This is a genomic window from Neptunomonas japonica JAMM 1380 (assembly GCF_016592555.1).
In the GTDB taxonomy this organism is placed as follows: domain Bacteria; phylum Pseudomonadota; class Gammaproteobacteria; order Pseudomonadales; family Balneatricaceae; genus Neptunomonas; species Neptunomonas japonica_A.
Genome location: NZ_AP014546.1, coordinates 360,331 through 377,907 on the forward strand (window position 1 = coordinate 360,331; position 17,577 = coordinate 377,907).

The 17,577-nt window shown below is 43.4% G+C and carries 16 protein-coding genes; 6 read left to right on the top strand and 10 right to left on the bottom strand.

The window, feature by feature from the left end; all coding sequences use genetic code 11:
• Positions 1 to 2: 2 nt before the first annotated feature.
• The 3 genes from NEJAP_RS01670 to NEJAP_RS01680 all read right to left on the bottom strand — a co-directional run bounded on the left by NEJAP_RS01670 (position 3) and on the right by NEJAP_RS01680 (position 6,054).
• Entirely contained in the window at positions 3 to 2,180 is a 2,178-nt protein-coding gene (locus NEJAP_RS01670; protein WP_201349003.1) for a malate synthase G, read from the bottom strand.
• Positions 2,181 to 2,351: 171 nt separating this feature from the next.
• A complete protein-coding gene (locus NEJAP_RS01675; RefSeq protein WP_201349004.1) occupies positions 2,352 to 2,765 on the bottom strand; it encodes an acyl-CoA thioesterase in 414 nt (137 codons plus the stop codon).
• 91 nt (positions 2,766 to 2,856) lie between these two features.
• The gene (locus NEJAP_RS01680; RefSeq protein WP_201349005.1) at positions 2,857 to 6,054 is read right to left on the bottom strand and encodes a mechanosensitive ion channel domain-containing protein; all 3,198 of its coding nucleotides are present in this window, start codon (positions 6,052 to 6,054) and stop codon (positions 2,857 to 2,859) included.
• Positions 6,055 to 6,136: 82 nt separating this feature from the next.
• On the opposite strand from NEJAP_RS01680, the gene NEJAP_RS01685 reads away from it, so the two are divergent.
• Positions 6,137 to 7,102, top strand: a complete 966-nt coding sequence (locus NEJAP_RS01685; protein WP_236591028.1) for an alpha/beta hydrolase — start codon at positions 6,137 to 6,139, stop codon at positions 7,100 to 7,102.
• A gap of 89 nt (positions 7,103 to 7,191) precedes the next feature.
• Here NEJAP_RS01685 and serA read toward each other — a convergent pair whose 3' ends face one another.
• The 3 genes from serA to NEJAP_RS01700 form a co-directional block, all read right to left on the bottom strand.
• Entirely contained in the window at positions 7,192 to 8,424 is a 1,233-nt protein-coding gene (gene serA / locus NEJAP_RS01690) for a phosphoglycerate dehydrogenase (RefSeq protein WP_201349007.1), read from the bottom strand.
• A gap of 189 nt (positions 8,425 to 8,613) precedes the next feature.
• The gene (locus tag NEJAP_RS01695) at positions 8,614 to 8,895 is read right to left on the bottom strand and encodes a pyrimidine/purine nucleoside phosphorylase (RefSeq protein WP_201349008.1); all 282 of its coding nucleotides are present in this window, start codon (positions 8,893 to 8,895) and stop codon (positions 8,614 to 8,616) included.
• Between the two features lie 32 nt (positions 8,896 to 8,927).
• Complete coding sequence (locus NEJAP_RS01700; RefSeq protein ID WP_201349009.1) at positions 8,928 to 9,824, bottom strand: LysR family transcriptional regulator; 897 nt, start codon at positions 9,822 to 9,824, stop codon at positions 8,928 to 8,930.
• Positions 9,825 to 9,951: 127 nt separating this feature from the next.
• On the opposite strand from NEJAP_RS01700, the gene NEJAP_RS01705 reads away from it, so the two are divergent.
• Complete coding sequence (locus tag NEJAP_RS01705; protein WP_201349010.1) at positions 9,952 to 11,151, top strand: MFS transporter; 1,200 nt, start codon at positions 9,952 to 9,954, stop codon at positions 11,149 to 11,151.
• Here NEJAP_RS01705 and NEJAP_RS01710 read toward each other — a convergent pair.
• Positions 11,134 to 11,625 carry a methylated-DNA--[protein]-cysteine S-methyltransferase gene (locus tag NEJAP_RS01710; protein ID WP_201349011.1) on the bottom strand — a complete coding sequence of 164 codons (492 nt, stop codon included), beginning with the start codon at positions 11,623 to 11,625 and terminating at the stop codon, positions 11,134 to 11,136. The genes NEJAP_RS01705 and NEJAP_RS01710 overlap by 18 nt on opposite strands.
• A 60-nt stretch (positions 11,626 to 11,685) precedes the next feature.
• Positions 11,686 to 13,149, bottom strand: a complete 1,464-nt coding sequence (locus tag NEJAP_RS01715) for a DNA-3-methyladenine glycosylase 2 family protein (RefSeq protein ID WP_201349012.1) — start codon at positions 13,147 to 13,149, stop codon at positions 11,686 to 11,688.
• 179 nt (positions 13,150 to 13,328) lie between these two features.
• On the opposite strand from NEJAP_RS01715, the gene NEJAP_RS01720 reads away from it, so the two are divergent.
• A complete protein-coding gene (locus tag NEJAP_RS01720; RefSeq protein ID WP_201349013.1) occupies positions 13,329 to 14,621 on the top strand; it encodes a sensor domain-containing diguanylate cyclase in 1,293 nt (430 codons plus the stop codon).
• Between the two features lie 55 nt (positions 14,622 to 14,676).
• On the opposite strand, the gene NEJAP_RS01725 is transcribed toward NEJAP_RS01720, so the two are convergent.
• Positions 14,677 to 14,955, bottom strand: coding sequence for a peptidylprolyl isomerase (locus NEJAP_RS01725; RefSeq protein ID WP_028467878.1), 279 nt, complete (start codon positions 14,953 to 14,955; stop codon positions 14,677 to 14,679).
• A gap of 103 nt (positions 14,956 to 15,058) precedes the next feature.
• Between NEJAP_RS01725 and NEJAP_RS01730 the strand changes: the two genes are divergently transcribed.
• The 3 genes from NEJAP_RS01730 to NEJAP_RS01740 are packed head-to-tail and all read left to right on the top strand — an operon-like array spanning position 15,059 to position 16,941.
• On the top strand, positions 15,059 to 15,727 hold the full coding sequence (locus NEJAP_RS01730) for a fumarylacetoacetate hydrolase family protein (protein ID WP_201349014.1): 669 nt from the start codon (positions 15,059 to 15,061) through the stop codon (positions 15,725 to 15,727).
• On the top strand, positions 15,727 to 16,497 hold the full coding sequence (locus NEJAP_RS01735) for a DUF2927 domain-containing protein (protein ID WP_201349015.1): 771 nt from the start codon (positions 15,727 to 15,729) through the stop codon (positions 16,495 to 16,497). Before NEJAP_RS01730 ends, NEJAP_RS01735 begins: the two co-directional genes overlap by 1 nt.
• Before the next feature lie 30 nt (positions 16,498 to 16,527).
• Complete coding sequence (locus tag NEJAP_RS01740; protein WP_201349016.1) at positions 16,528 to 16,941, top strand: CopD family protein; 414 nt, start codon at positions 16,528 to 16,530, stop codon at positions 16,939 to 16,941.
• A gap of 10 nt (positions 16,942 to 16,951) precedes the next feature.
• Here the strand turns inward: NEJAP_RS01740 and NEJAP_RS01745 are convergent, their stop codons facing one another.
• Entirely contained in the window at positions 16,952 to 17,569 is a 618-nt protein-coding gene (locus tag NEJAP_RS01745; RefSeq protein ID WP_201349017.1) for a ubiquinone biosynthesis accessory factor UbiJ, read from the bottom strand.
• Positions 17,570 to 17,577 lie beyond the last annotated feature (8 nt).

The following is a 17,577-nucleotide window of genomic DNA, read 5'->3' on the forward strand; positions in this document are numbered from 1 at the left end:
AATTATGCGTTCAGTTTTGCTTTTATTTCTAAACGACGGCGATGCAACACAGGCTCTGTGTATCCGCTGGGTTGAGCACAACCTTCGAATACCAATTCACACGCTGCTGCAAAGGCGATGCTGTTATCAAAATCAGCGGCCATCGCATCATAAGTAGGATCGCTAGCATTTTGCCCATCTACAATAGTGGCCATGCGTTTTAACGTTTCCAATACTTGCTCCTTAGAACAAATACCGTGATGCAACCAGTTAGCTATGTGCTGGCTAGAAATACGTAATGTAGCGCGATCTTCCATTAGGCCAACATTGTTAATATCTGGCACTTTTGAGCACCCTACGCCTTGATCAACCCAACGAACAACATAGCCAAGTAGCCCTTGTGCATTGTTGTCTAGTTCTTGCTGAATTTCTTCTGCAGACCAGTTTGGGTTTGCTTCAACGGGGATAGTCAAAATATCATCTAGGTTGGCACGAGTACGGTTCTTCAACTCCATTTGGCGAGCGAAAACATCAACCTCGTGATAGTGTATTGCGTGTAAGGTCGCAGCCGTTGGTGATGGAACCCATGCAGTGTTTGCGCCAGACATCGGATGGCCTATTTTAGCCTGTAACATGTTCGCCATTTGATCAGGAATAGCCCACATGCCTTTACCAATCTGAGCACGACCGCTTAGGCCACACAGTAGACCGTTATCAACATTCCAATCTTCGTATGCACTGATCCACTTAGACGATTTCATTTCGCCTTTACGGACCATTGGGCCTGCTTCCATTGAAGTATGGATTTCGTCTCCGGTACGGTCAAGGAAGCCTGTGTTGATGAACACTACGCGTTCTTTTGCCGCACGAATGCACTCTTTTAAGTTAACCGTAGTACGGCGTTCTTCATCCATGATACCCATTTTCAGAGTATAACGAGCTAGGCCTAGTGCATCTTCTACGCGGCCAAAGAGTTCGTTTGAGAAGGCAACTTCTTCAGGGCCGTGCATCTTAGGTTTTACGATATACATCGAACCTGTTGTGGTATTTCTATACTTACCGAGTTCTTTGACATCGTGTACCGAGATAAGCGAGGTAACCATCGCATCGAGAATCCCTTCAGGTACTTCGTTGCCATCTTTATCGATAATGGCGCTGTTAGTCATTAGATGACCAACATTTCGCACAAACATGAGGCTACGGCCTTTGAGTGCGATTGAGTCGCCATTGAGCGAAGTGTATTCGCGATCAGCGTTCATAGATCGAGTGAAGGTTTTACCACCTTTAGAGACCTCTTCTGTCAGGTCTCCTTTCATTAGGCCTAGCCAATTGCGATAGATAACAACTTTATCTTCGCTATCAACCGCGGCAACCGAGTCTTCACAGTCCATAATGGCAGTGAGTGCTGATTCCATAACGATATCTTTGATGCCAGCAGCGTCGTCTTTACCTATTTGGCTGTTACGGTCAATTTGGACTTCAAGGTGCAGACCGTTGTTTTTAAGTAATATGCTCGTAGGCGAGCCGGGATCACCTAAATAACCTATTAGCTTTTCTGGTTGTGCTAATGAAGCTTCTGAGCCGTCACGTAATACAGTGACGAGCTGGCCGTTTTGTATGCTATAGCCTGCAGAATCTTTGTGTGATCCATTTGCTAGAGGTGCGGCTTTATCAAGCACAGCACGAGCATATGCGATTGTTTTAGCACCACGAGCTGGATTGTAGCTGCTACCCGCTTCAGCTCCGCCTTCATCAGAAATAGCGTCTGTGCCGTACAAGCTGTCATAAAGGCTACCCCAGCGAGCGTTAGCCGCATTCAATGCAAAACGCGCATTCATGACCGGGACTACCAGCTGCGGGCCAGCCATGGTGGCCATTTCTGGATCAACATTGCTGGTTTGGGCGCTAAAGTCAGCGCCTTCAGGAACGAGGTAACCAATAGTTTTTAGGAATGTTTTGTATTCGCTAAAGTTAAAAGGCTGACCTTTACGGTTTATATGCCATTGGTCGATTTGCGTTTGAAAATCATCACGCTTTGCCAGTAGCTCTCGGTTACGCGGCGCTAGATCATGAATGACAGCGTCCATAGCAGACCAAAACTGATCATTGCTGATGCCGGTGCCAGGTAGCGCTTCGTTGTTAATAAAATTATAAAGACCTTCAGCAACCTGTAGGCTGCCAGTCTGTACCCTTTGACTCATAGTAGTAATGCCTCATTGTATATGACCCGGTTCGGTGCGAGGCAACCATGACCGGTCGTTATAAAATATGCACAATATTTAGACAATAATTGTGCAATGCAAAAATACATCAAAAATAGCTGGTTTGTCGCCCCTAGCACGCCTAAAGTATGAGATTACTAGCCACAAGAATTAGTTATCGATCTGAGCACGTATTGCAGTGGGTAAGGGAACAGATTTTCCGCTGTGATGGTCCATCCAGACAACTTTAGCATAGCCATTGCCGACAGCTTGGCTGCTATCATTGGTGTTGTAAATATCATAGAGCGTCATAAAACTAGAGCGTCCTGGCTCACTGACATAGCAATCGATGCGTAATGTAGCTGGATAAACGACGGGACGCATAAAAGTGCAACCTACATTAATAACAACCGGGTCGATGCCGTTGCCATCCATTGCAGCGCCCATTTTAGCGAGCAGTTGCACTCGTGCTTCTTCAAGGTAACGTATGTACATAGCGTTGTTGACGTGACCATAAGCGTCCATATCGCCCCAACGAACTGCTATTTCACAGCTATAAATCAGTTTTTTATTATCTGTGCTCATTAACATTATCCGTCAGTTATTGTTTTTATTTAGAAGAAATTGATGGCTCATAAGATAAGTTAAAATACTTATTATGTGAAGCGCTGGGCTATCAAGTCTTCTTGCTTCTATGTAAGTGAACATCCAGCTGAGGGAAAGCAATTTCTATATTGTGCTTTTTAAAGCTTTCATCAATTACTTGGTTTATTTCATGTGTGACCGGGAGCCTATCTGCCATGGTGCTTACAAACAGTCTCAACTCTAAATCGAGTGTGCTGGCACCAAAGGCAGTGAAATATGCGTTAGGCTCAGGGTCTTTAAGAACCTGAGGGTGTTGGGTGGCTGCATCTAACAAAAGCTTATGCGCAAGTTTTGTATCTGAGCCATAAGCAACACCAACATTGATAACAATGCGTGTAATAGGGTCGGTAAGAGACCAGTTTATAAGTTGGTCGGTGACAAAGTTTTTATTAGGAATGATAACTTCTTTACGATCCCAGTCGGCGATAGTGGTTGCTCGAATTTGAATGCGTGTAACAGTACCGGTAAAGCCGCCAATGGTGATGGTGTCGCCAATACGGATTGGCTTTTCAAAAAGAATAATAAGGCCTGAAACGAAGTTGGCAACGATCTCTTGCAAACCGAACCCTAGCCCAACCCCCATGGCTGCAATTAACCATTGTAACTTAGACCAGTCGAGCCCTAGCTGAGAGGTCCCTGTTAATATGCTAACAACTATTAAAATGTATTTAGTAATGGTTGTTACAGCATAAGTAGTCCCAGGGGATAGGTCTAAGTGGCGCAATACCAACAGTTCTAGTAGCCCCGGCAAGTTGTAGGCTGCCAGTATGCACAAGGTAATGAGAGCAACGCTGAATAGGACGTTTTTTAAGGTAATCGACTCAGGAATGATCCCGGTTGCCGTTGTAATCTCGTTGCTCCATAGCACCACATTATCGAGGATATCTAATGTAGGTAGGGCACTTTTCAGGAGAGACCACAGCAGGGCAACAAATACGATTATTGTCATCGTTTTAAGTAACGTACGCGCTTGATCAGAGATGGATTGTAGGTCGATATAGTTCTCCTCTAAGGGAGGGACTTCTTCATTTTTCTCGCGAGCTTCTAAAATTTCATTACGACGAGCTTTAGCTCTATCAAATGCTAAATGTCTTTCTTCAATTAACAACCAACGGTTACCCAGCTTGAAAAAGAGGAAGGTGGCATAAAAAATACCCGTAAGTACCAGTAATATCAGCATTATTATCGAGCCAGTGAATACATAGCCAAACAACGCCGCGCCAATAATGGCTAAGTGAACACCTACTAACCCGGTGAGCCATAATTGTGAGCGTTGCCACCAGTGCGTGCTGTTGGTTGTTTGGTCAATTTGTGGGGATACTTTACGAAGCGCTGCCCAAAAAATAGTGACTAGGATGGCTATAGACAGGAAAACTAAGCGGCCAATGCCGGATCTGAGTTCATTAGAGCCTGATTGATCGATGAGCATTAGTAAAACAATTAAGGGCATGCCCAACCAGTAAAGCGGGTGTATCAGCTTGTGGAGAGTGTTGCAGAGCTTTTGCGGAACAGAAAAGTGCCCTTGAAGTAGCCCGCTTGGTTTGCGTGCCCATGTTTGCAGTGTCAGGTAAGCCCAAGATAAAGCCGCTACGGTATAGCCAATAAGGTGGAATGATTCAAGGTTCCAAGCATCAATATTTAGCATATTACGCGTTAAGAGCAATAAGGCTGCAGGTATTGGTAATGTGATGATAAGAGGCATCCAGAATAAGCTAAAAGTGTGACTAAAACGGTCACGAACAACATTGCCTACTTGCTGAATCCATATTTCGGAATGTTTATTATAATGCCGATAGATGAGCACAGAGAGTAAAGAAAGTAGTACTAACAGAACAATTTTAGGGGCCCAATGCTTGATAGGCTGCCATAAAGAGGTATTCGGAATAGGGGTTATTAATTCAAAGAAAGGATTAACTCCCTGAGCAATCTCCATTAGCCAGTTATTGGATATGGGAAGAATACTGGGTATCCAAAGAAGGTGTTGTGATATTAGCTCTCGTCCTAAATTTATCTGTTTGTTAACTTGCTCTTGGATTGAAAGTAGTTGTGACAGCTCATTAATGCCCTGATTACTGGCTTCTCTGATACGAGTAGAGAGATTGCGTTTATCTTTAAGTAGTTGGTGTAATTGAGCGCTCTCTTTTTTGTTTAAGGGAAGTGTTTGAGTATCTTCTTGTGAGTCAATATTAAAGAGGGCGCGCGTTACCTCTAAGTTAAGCAGGCGTAATTTATTGATGCTCTCGCGTGTTTTGTTTGTGGATGTTGGTTGCGATAAGCGCCGTGTGTATTTTCGTAGTTCAACACCTAATGGCTGAGTACTGAGCTCTAACTGCTGTTGGACTGCTAGGTAGCTTTGGCTGACCATGGTTAATTGTGAATCTAATAAACGGCGCCGCTTTAATGTTGTTTCATTAGAGGCAAGTGTTGATCTTAACTTTTCACTCAATGCATGGTTTTCAACTATTTGCTCACTAATGATTGGGTGCTGGGCAGTATTTTCTTTATCAATGCCTAATGTTTGTAATGTCTGCTCTGTTTCAATACGGCGCTTGGACTGCAGCGTATCTTGTAAAGTATTGATGACATTCTGACTGTGTTTTAAATCTCTGTTGATCTTTTCCAGACTCAAACGATTGAGGTCGTTTTGCCCTGGTAAGCTTAGAACTTCTAGTTCTAGGGCTTGATTCTTTGCCGCCCTTAGGGAAAATTGCGCGTCATTCCACTCGTTATTATCTTGGCTGTCATGGTTAACGGCTGCTTGCTTAAGCTGTACTAACTGTTCACGTAAAAATATTAGTTTTTGATCACTTTGATTAATTTGTTGTTGCAGGTGTTCCCGGCTCTTTTCAAACTCAAGAAAAGAGGCCTTCTCAAGTGTGAGTAGCTGCTCTAGCTCAGGTACCGTTTTTTCAGCGAGAGACTTAAGCTGACTGTCATTGGCTTTTTCTTGAAGTGTTTTTTGTAAGCTTTTAATGGCATTAGGCTGTCTTTCAAGCATTGCTCTAAGCTGAAGAGATGTCTGCTCTAGTTGAACTGCTTCTTGGTAAGCTGAGAGAATCTGTTGGTACGTTTCTTTTTGCAGCTGAATTACGGGGTTGTTTTCATCAATGGGGAGCTGTTCTAGTTTTTGTTGGTACAGAGTGGCTGACTCTTGATTAGAGGCAAAGACGAGAAAGCTTATACAGAGGGCAAAGCAGAGAAATATCCAACGACTAATAAAAGTGGTCATACAGCCTCAGAAAATTGATAAGACATTGATGATGGATTATAAACAATAGTTATACAGACTTATTATTTTGGAAATAGTGCCATTGTACAAGAGTAGCAGTACGCAAGACTTAGATGTTGTAGCGCTTCGTCAATCATTATCAGACTTTCAGCACGCTGAGGCATTTCAGTCGAGTGAATTGTGGATACCTTATCTGAAAATGTACAAGCTCGCGCCATTGCTGGAACAGTATCGGCTACGCTTAGGTGTTGTGTCGTGTGAAGCATATGAGTTAGTGGTACAGCATTATATGCAAGCTACTGCGAGTCGTGGCACCGTCATTTTAGTTCATGGTTATATGGATCATGTTGGCTTATATAGTCAGTTAATAAGTGAGATGTTAGGGCAGGGTTGGAATGTACTTTGTTATGACCTGCCTGGCCATGGTCTCTCTAACGGTGATAGTTATGCGATTGATCATTTTTCACGTTACGCAGAGCAACTAGAGGGTATTTTACAGCAAAGTGTATTTGACAAGCCTTGTGTCATGGTCGGGCAAAGTACCGGCGGGGCTATTGTTCTTGCACATCAAAAGTTATTTGCGAGTAAGCAGGCAATAGATCCGATAACACAGCGAATTTTACTAGCCCCGCTTATTAGACCTGTTCAGTATCATGCTATTTATTGGAAGTACGCTGTATTGCGTTTTCTCTTAAAGCGTATCAGGCGTTTTCATTCTAAAAACTCTCATAGTGAGGATTTCCTGCGTTTTATTCGTTCTCAAGACCCTTTGCAGAAGCAGTGGGTGGCGGTTAATTGGGTTGGCGCTATGTTGGAATGGGTCGATTTAATAGAAAGCAGCGAGCCTCAATCAATAGCGATAACCCTGATACAAGGAACGGATGATGGCACTGTCGATTGGCAGCATAATCTAGCTGTATTGCAACGATTATTTCCTGATATAGACGTGGAGCTAGTTGAGGACGGACGACACCATTTGGCGAATGAAGGGTTGCCGTGGCGGCAGCAAGTGTTTGATAAAATCAGTGAAGTATTAATGCGTTTATGACAATAAAGAACATAATTAAGGGGTGCTATAAAAAACAGCTTCAAAAGAAGCTGTTTTTATTTAAATGATCATCGCGCGATGTTTGATGTTTAGAACAAACGACGGCAGCGAATAGTCCCTTCAATCTCAAGCAGCTTTTGTAGTGCGACAACTGAGCAATCAGCATCAACATCAATAACTACGTAGCCAACTTTATCGTTGGTTTGTAGGTACTGACCAGAGATGTTGATGTTGTTCTCAGAAAGAATGCTGTTGATGTTAGATAGTACGCCCGGCACATTGCGGTGAACGTGCAATAAGCGGTGAACATTTGGGTGCTCTGGTAGTGCTACTTCAGGGAAGTTAACAGAAGTAATAGAAGAGCCGTTATCACTGTACTTAACAAGCTTTTCAGCGACTTCGTAACCGATGTTTTCCTGTGCTTCCATCGTAGAGCCACCGACGTGAGGTGTCAGGATGACATTATCAAATTCGCGCAATGGAGAAATAAATTCATCATTGTTTGAGCGAGGCTCTACAGGGAACACATCAATAGCCGCTCCATGTAGTTTTCCGGCGCTTAGTGCGTCGCATAAATCATCAATGACCACAGTCGTACCGCGCGCCGCATTGATGAAGATTGAGCCGTTTTTCATCTGCTCAAACTGTGCTGCAGCCATCATATCTTTAGTCGATGCAGTCTCAGGCACATGTAAAGTAATAATGTCACACGTACGTAACAGCTCGTTTAGGTCTGCTGTTTGTTTCGCGTTCCCTAAGGCCAGTTTATTTACAACGTCATGGAAGTAAACTTCCATGCCTAGGCTTTCTGCTAAAACACTCAGCTGAGAACCAATACTGCCATAACCTACGATACCGAGTTTTTTGCCACGAATTTCGTAAGAGTTAACAGCAGATTTTTGCCAAATACCGCGGTGAGCTTTAGCGCTTTTTTCTGCCACGCCGCGAAGCAAGATGATCGCTTCAGCCAGCACCAACTCAGCAACTGAGCGAGTGTTAGAGTATGGCGCATTAAATACTGCAACCCCTTGGCGCGTTGCCGCTTCAAGGTTTACTTGGTTAGTACCAATACAGAAGCAGCCTACTGCGACTAGCTTTGATGCGGCTTCAAATACTTTTTCAGTGAGCTGCGTGCGCGAGCGCAGTCCGATAAAGTGAACATCCGCTACACGCTCTAATAATTCCTCTTCCGGTAAGGAGCCGGTGTGAAATTCAATGTTGGTGTAGCCTTGTGAATTAAGCGTGTCGATAGCGGACTGATGTACGCCTTCCAACAACAGAATTTTGATTTTGCTCTTATCCAGGGATGTAACTTTGCTCATCTTCTGCAACTCTTTTGTAGTGGTCAGAAAAAATGTCGATTGTCTCGACTGCGTGAAAGCCGGCTATATTACCACACAGACAGATGAAAGGGATTGCATCCAAAGAGTGAATTTAAGGAAATATATTCATTATGAGTTGAGCCAATTTGCTGCACAGGCACAAAACCTACGCAGCGAAAGCTAACAGGGTTAGCTATAGAAGCAAAGGTAGGCACTCGCTTGTGTAACTTTTAGTTGGAATTTTTGATTAGCATCGACATTAAATTCCGTACCGGCAGGGTAACTAACATAATCAGCAGAGCCGGGTAATTTAGCAATTAGTTCGCCGCTTACTACTTTCATCAACTCTTTCTGGCTGGTGCCAAACTCATATTCTCCAGGAGCCATCACTCCCGTCGATACTTGACCTTCACTGTTTTCAAAACCGATCGATTTTACGTTTCCATCGAAATATTCATTTACGTTCAGCATAAGGTTCTCCTTACAATTGTCAAAGCGCTGCATCATAGAGCTTGATTGGCCTTTTGGCTACTTTGATAATCTAGCACGAAGCCAACAAATGCTTGATTGGCTTTTGATAGATAGCGATCTTTACTCCAAGCAATTGAAAGGTCTAACCAAACGGGGTGATGAAATGGCAGTGCGACCAGGTTGTCATCTTCTTCAATCACCATGCCTAGCAAAGTCGATATGCCAAAGCCTTGTTTAACAATTGATTTTATTAATGGAATGAGGTTGGTTTCAAAGCCTATATTGGGTTGTGCGCCTACCTGTTTTGCAAGCCGGTCGACAACTTTACGATGAAAGTAATCTTCTTTAAACATGACCAGCTCTTCAGAAAAAAAGTCTTCGTAAGTGACAGATTGTTGCGTTGCAAAAGTGTGATCTTTATCCACAGTGACAAGCATCTGTTCTTGTAAGAATAGTTCGGTATGTAGTGTCTCAGGTACAAATTCAGAGACGATCACTCCTAAATCTAACTCACCATGTTCAACCATTTGTTGTAGTTGCCAAGTGCCTGCCTCGATCACTTCAAGATTGAGGTTTGGATGGCGATGTTTAAAAGCCATCAGAATAGGTGGGAAGTAGTAGGATCCCAGCATGCTGGGAATCCCTACACGTACACACCCTTGTGTGAGCCCTTTTAGTTCGTGCATTTCTAACTCGGCATCGGCAAAGTTTTTCAAAATGGTTTTAGCGTGAATCAGTAAGCGCTTACCTTCGTCGGTAAGCCTTATTTTTCGGTCACTTCGATGAAAAAGTTTGAGATCGAGTTCTTGTTCTAATTTTTGGATAGACATACTGATAGCGGGTTGAGCCACATGTAAAACTTCAGCGGCTTTAGAAAAGCTTTGTTGATTGGCGACTTCGGTAAAATAGTGCAGCTGTTTGTTATTCATATCAATATTATTTATCAGTTATATAAAATCTATATATTTTACTGATTTTCAAGTGTTGCGTATTGTTATTCAGTAATTAGTTTTTGTGCCGTGTTAGATATTGTCCTTCTAGGGCTGGGAGTAAATAGTGATTGATGCAGGAACAGCTTCGTTTTGGCGAGCCACGATAGCGCTTTGTCTTGGATCATTTATGATTTTTGCCAATGTTTATGTGACTCAGCCGCTTCTGCCGTTACTGATGGAGAGTTTTCAATTGTCTGAGCTTGAGGCAAGTTGGAGCTTCACCATCACGACGCTGACTCTAGGGTTTTCTTTATTAGTTTATGGGCCCTTATCTGACGCGTTGGGACGAAAAAATATTATGTTGGCCAGTATGGCTGGTGTGGTATTGATGACTTATCTTCTATCACAAACGCAGAGCTATTCAATGCTACTGTTATTTCGCGGCTTGCAGGGGGTGTTTTTAGGAGGTTTGCCTGCTATTGCTATAGCCTACATGAGTGATGAGTTTAAGCATAAAGCAATGATTTTAGCGGTAGGCTTCTATATCAGCGGTAATTCGATCGGAGGTATCGGCGGACGTTTAATCGGAGGGTTCGTCGGTGAGTGGTTAGGGTGGTCTGAGGTATTTTGGGTTATGACACTTATCAGCTTTATCCTGTTGGCTTTGTTTGCGGTGCTATTGCCCGCTTCAAATTATTTTATTGCTAAGAGTCTAAAGCCGCACAGCATGCTGGAGCAGTCACTAGCTCACATAAAGAACCCGTTATTGTTGTTAGCTTATTTAATTGGTGGACTTAATTTCTTTATTTTTATTAATCAGTACAGCTTTATTACTTTTTTGTTGTCTGATGCTCCGTACAATTTGCCGCCTTCGTGGTTAGGACTGCTATTTCTGACCTATTTGAGTGGTACCGTAGGGTCTGCTTTATCTGGGCGTATAGCGCAGTGGGTGCCGCAGCCTGTTTGTATGATTATTGGCATAGTGCTTTTAATGTGTGGTTCTCTTGTGACCTTGGTGCCTAGTATTTGGGCAATAATTTTGGGTTTTTTAGTGAGTGCCTTTGGGTTTTTCTTTGCGCATTCGACCGCTAGTAGCTGGGTTAGTCATCATGCTCGTGAGGCTAAAGCCAGTGCCTCGTCTCTGTATCTACTGTTTTACTATCTAGGCGCAAGCACGGGAGGTTTTTACCTTCAACCGTTTTGGCAGTGGAGCGGTTGGTCAGGTGTGGTGCTCGGTTCAATCTTAGTACTTACAGCAACATTATTAACGGCGGTGGCTTTGTATAAAATAAGCTATCACAAGACACTAGAGCTTGCCGTTTGAGGCCGCTTCCAAATCTAATAGGTAACGCTTCATATCAAGGCCTCCTGCAAACCCGGTTAGGTTTCCGTTTTTTCCAACGACGCGATGGCAGGGAATGATAATAATGAGAGGGTTTTTTCCTATCGCAGCGGCGACTGCTCTCGTCGATTTTGGCTGTCCTAAGCTGTTGGCCAGTTGTTGGTAGTAGCGTGTTTGGCCGGCAGGAATTTGTAGCAAGGCTTGCCATACGCTTTGTTGAAATGCGGTTCCCTTCGGCTGTAAAGCTAAGTCGAATGGAATATTGGCGTTTACTGCAAAGCGTTCCAACTGCTGTTTAAGTTGAACAAAGATAGCCTCATCAGAGGCTTCGTTCCATTGTGCGCTAATCTCAGGCTGGTATTTTTGTCCTATTTTATAACAGCCAGTAAGTTGCTGTTTTTCTGCGGTTGCTAACATCTCACCGAAGGGGCTTGTCCATGTGCAGTAGGTAATCATGCTTTTAACTCCTAGGTAAGCGTTGTTTTTTGGCAGCACGCTGCTGAGTTCTGGATCGGTTTATTTTTCTTGTTTTAAAGATTCCCATAAATGCATGACGGCGTAAGCACGCCAAGGGCGCCACTTCTCAGCGAGTAGCAACGTCTGTTTGGGACGTTTTTCTTTTAATGCTTTCATCACGCCTAAATCAGTATGAGGGAAGGCGTCTGGCCAGTGCAGTGCGCGCATGGCAATATAATGTGCCGTCCAAGGACCAATACCCGCAAGCTTTTCTAATGCTGCTATCGTTTGCTCTGGATGTGCGGTGGGTTGTAGTGATATTTCATCTTTGCAGATGCTTTGCGCCAGAGAAATAATAGTCTGAGCGCGTTTGCTGATAATACCAAGGGAAGCAATTTGATCAATACTTAACCCTGCGACTCGCTGTGGACTTGGAAACAGCGTTGTGAGGCTTGTTAAGGGTGTCTTAATCGGTTTTCCAAAAGCTTGAGCAAAACGCTTGGCTAACGTGTGAGCAGCTTTTACTGTAATTTGTTGACCGAGTATTGCTCTGACGGACATTTCAAAGCCATCAAAACTACCGGGAAGTCGAATCCCAGGGTTGTTTCTTGCGAGAAAATTCAGCTGATTAGATATTAGAGAGGGCTCTGCATGCAGGTCGAACTGATGCTCTAGTTTTCTTAATAAAATAGGAATGATAGCGGCAAGCGATTCTGATAACTCAACAGTGAGAGTGTTGTCTTTGTTCTTATGGGGTTGTATTTGTAACCAGCCATTATATGACTCGCCTTTGACCGATAGGCTTACTGTTCGAATATAAGACTGGCCTTCAATATGTTCTACGCCTTGAATGCTTCGGTGTTGCAAAAAATCAATTAATTGTAGCCAGTCGTAGGGTGGGCGGTATTGTAACAGTAGTTGAATGGTTATTTCAGGGCTGTTATCGGCAGCGCGATTTTGTGTGCTTGGTGGTTTGCGTAGTGCAGATGGCGTTAAGCGGTAACGGCTTTTAAAGTGGGTGTTAAATGAGCGTAAGCTGCCAAAACCACTGATAAGTGCAATATGAGCAATTGAAAGTGGTGTCTCAGTGAGTAGTTTTTTTGCTCGAAGCAGCCTTCTGGTAAGAATGAAGTTACTGGGTGTTGTGCCCAGTTGCTCTAGAGTAATTCTACGTAAATGGCGCTCAGTAATATTGAGCTTTTTTGCCAAAGCCGAAATACTAAAATCGATCTCTCCTTGGTCTTCTAATTGAATAATAGAAGAGATAATTGTGTCTTTTTGGAATGTATTGTCTAACGTTTGTGGTGAGAGTTCGGGACGACATTTTAGACAAGGTCTAAAGCCCGCCGTTTCTGCTTGGGCTGGCGTCGTATAAAACGTGCAGTTTTCACGTTTTGGTGTGCGCACTCGGCAAATGGGGCGACAGTAGACACCGGTACTAGAAACGCCGATATAAAAGTGCCCATCGAAGCGATCATCATGAGAAACCATCGCTTGATACAAATGTTCATGCTGCATATTCATGAAGTTACTATAAGCCTAATTAAATCTTGTTGCTCGCAGCATTCGGACATCTCCTTATTAAAAGCGGTATCTCGATATATGTACGTTTAAATCATCGAGTTAGAGGGTATTTTTATGCCTATTATTCATTGCTTGACTACACTAATGGAGACGTAAGGGTTAAGAGAAAGGATTATTGTGTGGCGTTTAGAATATTAGTTTTGTTGTTACCCGCGACGCTGTTGTTGATTGGGGCACTTATATCGTTAGCTCCCGTTTCAACGTTACCTGTTGCTGATCAAAATACTTTTACGCTTGTGCCTTACCTGCTAGTGATTGTCGCCGTGTTTCTTGGCTATAGCTTTAAGCGTAGCCGGGTATTATTAGTGGCACTAAATTTGGGGGCTGCTTATTTTTTAATTCAAAATGGTCTCCAAACAAGTTTGGCAAGGCCCGATAACTATGTGCTTTATAGTGCTGTTTCGTTATTGCTACCTATTAATATCGCATTGATCTCTATTTACGAAGAGCGCGGCATCTTCACGCCAATAGGGCTTGCTAGAATCATGCTGGTGAGTATTGGCTACATAGTATTATTTGTTTTGAAGGAGCTGGGCGAGTTAGCTTACTGGATTTCAGAGCTGCCTGTGAGCTTGATAGAGATGGCTATTAATAGTACTTACTTAAGCAATGCCGCAGCTGTTGTTTTCGTGGTGTGTTTAATTCCAGTATTGGTCTCTTTGGCTATTCGAAAAACCCACACTGATGCAGGTTTGTTAGCTTCCCTTATCTCAGCATTAATTACACTACTCTGGTTTGACCGCCCTTTGATATCGCCATTATTCATATCTGCTGCCCTCATTGCGCTGTCTATCTCAGTGCTGCAGAACAGCTACAACATGGCGTTTGTTGATGAACTAACAGGAATTCTTGGGCGCCGTGCGTTACGCGATAAGTTTTCGACACTGGGGCGCACCTATACCGTTGCCATGATGGATATAGATCATTTCAAAAAGTTTAATGATACTTACGGTCATGATATTGGAGACCAAGTATTACGGATGGTGGCGGCAAAAATTAATAATGTAAAAGGGGGCGGTAAGGCTTTTCGTTATGGTGGAGAAGAGTTTGCTGTTGTTTTTGCAGGAAAGTCCGAATCTGAAGCGCTGCCATATCTTGAAGAAGTACGTGAAATTATAGCCAATTACCCTATGACTATTCGTAGTGAAGAGCGTCCTTGTGATAGTGATACCGGTAAGAAGCTACGTTCTAGTCAGAAAGGATCTGAAAATGTGCAGGTTACGATTAGCGTAGGCGTCTCAGAGAAAGACGCTTCTCATGCAAACCCTGATATTGTACTTAAAGCGGCGGATAAAGCCCTATATACTGCGAAAAAAGCAGGTCGGAATTGCACAATAGCTTCACACCAACCACCGCCTGCGCCAAAGAAAACTAAGCCTAGACGGTCTAAGTTTGATTATGCGCAGCAGTGAGGGAGCTGTCTTAACGTGAGAAGAGCTGTTGTGACAGCTCTTCTCATGATAATGACTACGAGCGGCTAGTGATTTCTAGCAGGTGGTAACCAAACTGTGTTTTTACTGGGCCGTGTACCTTATTCAATTCACCGCTGAAAACCACTTCATCAAATTCACGAACCATCTGGCCAGGGCCAAATGAGCCTAGGTCTCCACCTTGACGGCCAGAAGGACAAGAAGAGTGCTGTTTAGCCACTTCAGCAAAGTCTGTACCTGCTTCAATTTGCTGTTTTAGTGTTTCGCATTGAGCTTCAGTATCAACGAGAATATGACGTGCGCTTGCTTTGGCCATGGGTAAAACCTCATATAATTTCTAGGTAGCGTTATAATTAGATTAATCTTGTCGGTATAGGATACCTGTTATTATCGACGAACCAAATCATAAGGGATGAAATATGGCGTACCAACATCGTTTTTTGAATGGACAGGCGTGTGAGCTAACACTGGGAAAGATTGTTTGCGTCGGTAGAAACTATGCCGAGCATGCAAAAGAGCTGAATAACCCAATCCCTAGCGAGCCGATGCTGTTTATAAAGCCTGCCACCGCTGCCTCGGAATTAGAGAGTCCCTTTGAGATTCCTACAGCATTAGGCAGTGTACATTTTGAAACGGAAATGTCAGTGCTGATTGGTACAACGCTATGTAAGGCTGATGACGCCTTGGTGAAGGCTGCCATTGTCGGTATTGGTGTCGGCTTGGACTTGACGCTACGTGACTTACAAGATGGGCTTAAAGCTAAAGGCCATCCTTGGGAAAAAGCTAAATCTTTTGATGGTGCATGCCCACTGTCAGCATTTGTAACACCGGACCAAGTAGATGATTTACAAGATGTTAAAATGCGTCTGGTCGTCAATGGCGAAGTAAAGCAAGATGGCAATAGTGCTTATATGTTAAATAAGATACTCCCGTTAATTAGCTATATTAGTCAGTTTTTTACGTTGGAACCCGGTGATGTTGTCATGACCGGCACACCTGCGGGAGTAGGGCCTATTCAGCAGGGAGATAGCATTATTGCTGAATTATCTGGCTTGTTATCCGTACACACCTCTGTGATGGTTAAATAATGAGTCGCTTCCTGCTGGTGTTCATAGGTTTAGTGCTGGTGGGAAATATGGCTATCGCTCAAGAGCGCTGGCAAAAACCTGAATATATCATGCATAGTTTTACTGAAGTCGCTTTGGGCAGTGAGTTTGGTCAAGGAAAGCAAGTCGTACGTAAATGGACTAAGCCCGTTAAAGTTTATGTTACGCACCAGGTTGGTGATACAGCACTGCATGAAAAATTGCTAGATGCCCATATTGAGCATCTCGTAGCGATCACGGGTCTAGACATCACGCGAGTTAAGAGCGCCAAACAAGCAAATGTACAGTTGTTTTTTACACGTGAAAGCAAGTTAATTCCGTTGATACGCAAATATTCAGGTGCTAAATCGGTTAAGCATGAACGTGGGGCAGTCTGTTTGGCGAGTATTCGAACGAACAGCGCTGATGAAATTGTTGCGGGTGTTATCTATATACCTGTGGACAGAGCACGACGCCATGCAAAATTGTTAGCCTGCATTGTTGAAGAGTTGACCCAAGTACTGGGCTTGCCGCGTGATTCTGATGCCGTTTACCCTTCTATCTTTAATGATAAAACCGCTAGCTTTTTGCTCACAGGGCTCGACGATATTCTGTTGAGAATACTATATGACCCACGCATGAATCCGGGCTCTAATCGTAAAAAAATAAAACGAATCGGTCCTGCTATTTTATCTGATTTAGATAAAAAAGGATTGATTCAAAACGCCGCATCTCGTGTACGTAAAGAAGGTGCTTTGTATCAGCTGTTTTAATAGAAATATAGAATACTTTAAGGAAACAACATGCTCTGGATAAAAATGTTCCACATTCTCGCTATGACGAGCTGGATGGCAGGTATCTTTTATTTACCACGAATATTTGTACATTTTGTAGAAGGGCAAGAAGCAGGACAGGATGTAGAGCGCTTAAAAATTATGGGGCGTAAGCTCTATGGTTTTATGAGTATTATGGCCGTGTTTACCCTAGGTTTAGGTCTATGGTTGTGGCTAGGTTACGGTTTTTCGGGTGGCTGGTTGCACGCTAAATTGATGTTTGTCGGCCTATTAATAGGTTACCACTTTTGGTGCCGACAATATTTGAAGAAGATGCAGGCAGATTTGCTGGATCGAAGCGGTCGCTACTTTCGCTTATTTAACGAATTACCTTTGCTGATCTTTATTCCGATTTTGATTTTTGTAGTCGTGAAACCATTTTAAGTAGCACTACTTATAGTTTCTTCTGTAAGGCGTTGATTCGGGCTGCAAGGCGTTCTGTGCGCTCTTTTAGTTGATCTACGTCTTCCATAAATGCACAGGCCTCAGGGCGTGTTGGGAGTAGCTGTGCTTCTTCTTGAATGTACTCGTGAATATTTTCACTAAAGCTATGGCTGATACGCTGAAAATGACTTAACTGGCTCTTGGTTAGCTCGCTAAGCTGGTGGGCGGGTAGGTCGCCAATACCGTTTGCTAGTAGTGCTTCCCAATCGATACGTGTGTTAGCGAGTAAGCTCTGAAACTGGTTAGCTAAAGACGTCTCGCCTATCACGCTAATGCCGTTACCAAAAAAATGCTCTGCTTTATTTTCACTGGTGAGTAGCTGTATAAGGCGGCTAGATAAACCGCTTAAGGTCACGTCTGCAGTGCCTTCAATATGTGCTTGTAGCTGAACGCCGGCGTTAAAGGGGATGATATAGATAGACTGGTTAAGATCAGTTGCTTCGACCTGAATAACTCTACCTGTTAGCCGCTGTAGTGCCTGACAAGTAATAGGATCGCTTTGCAGTATTGTATTGATGGCCGACTCAAGTGGAGTGAGTATTGCGGCGTAAAGTATGTCAGCGGCCATCGGTGTTT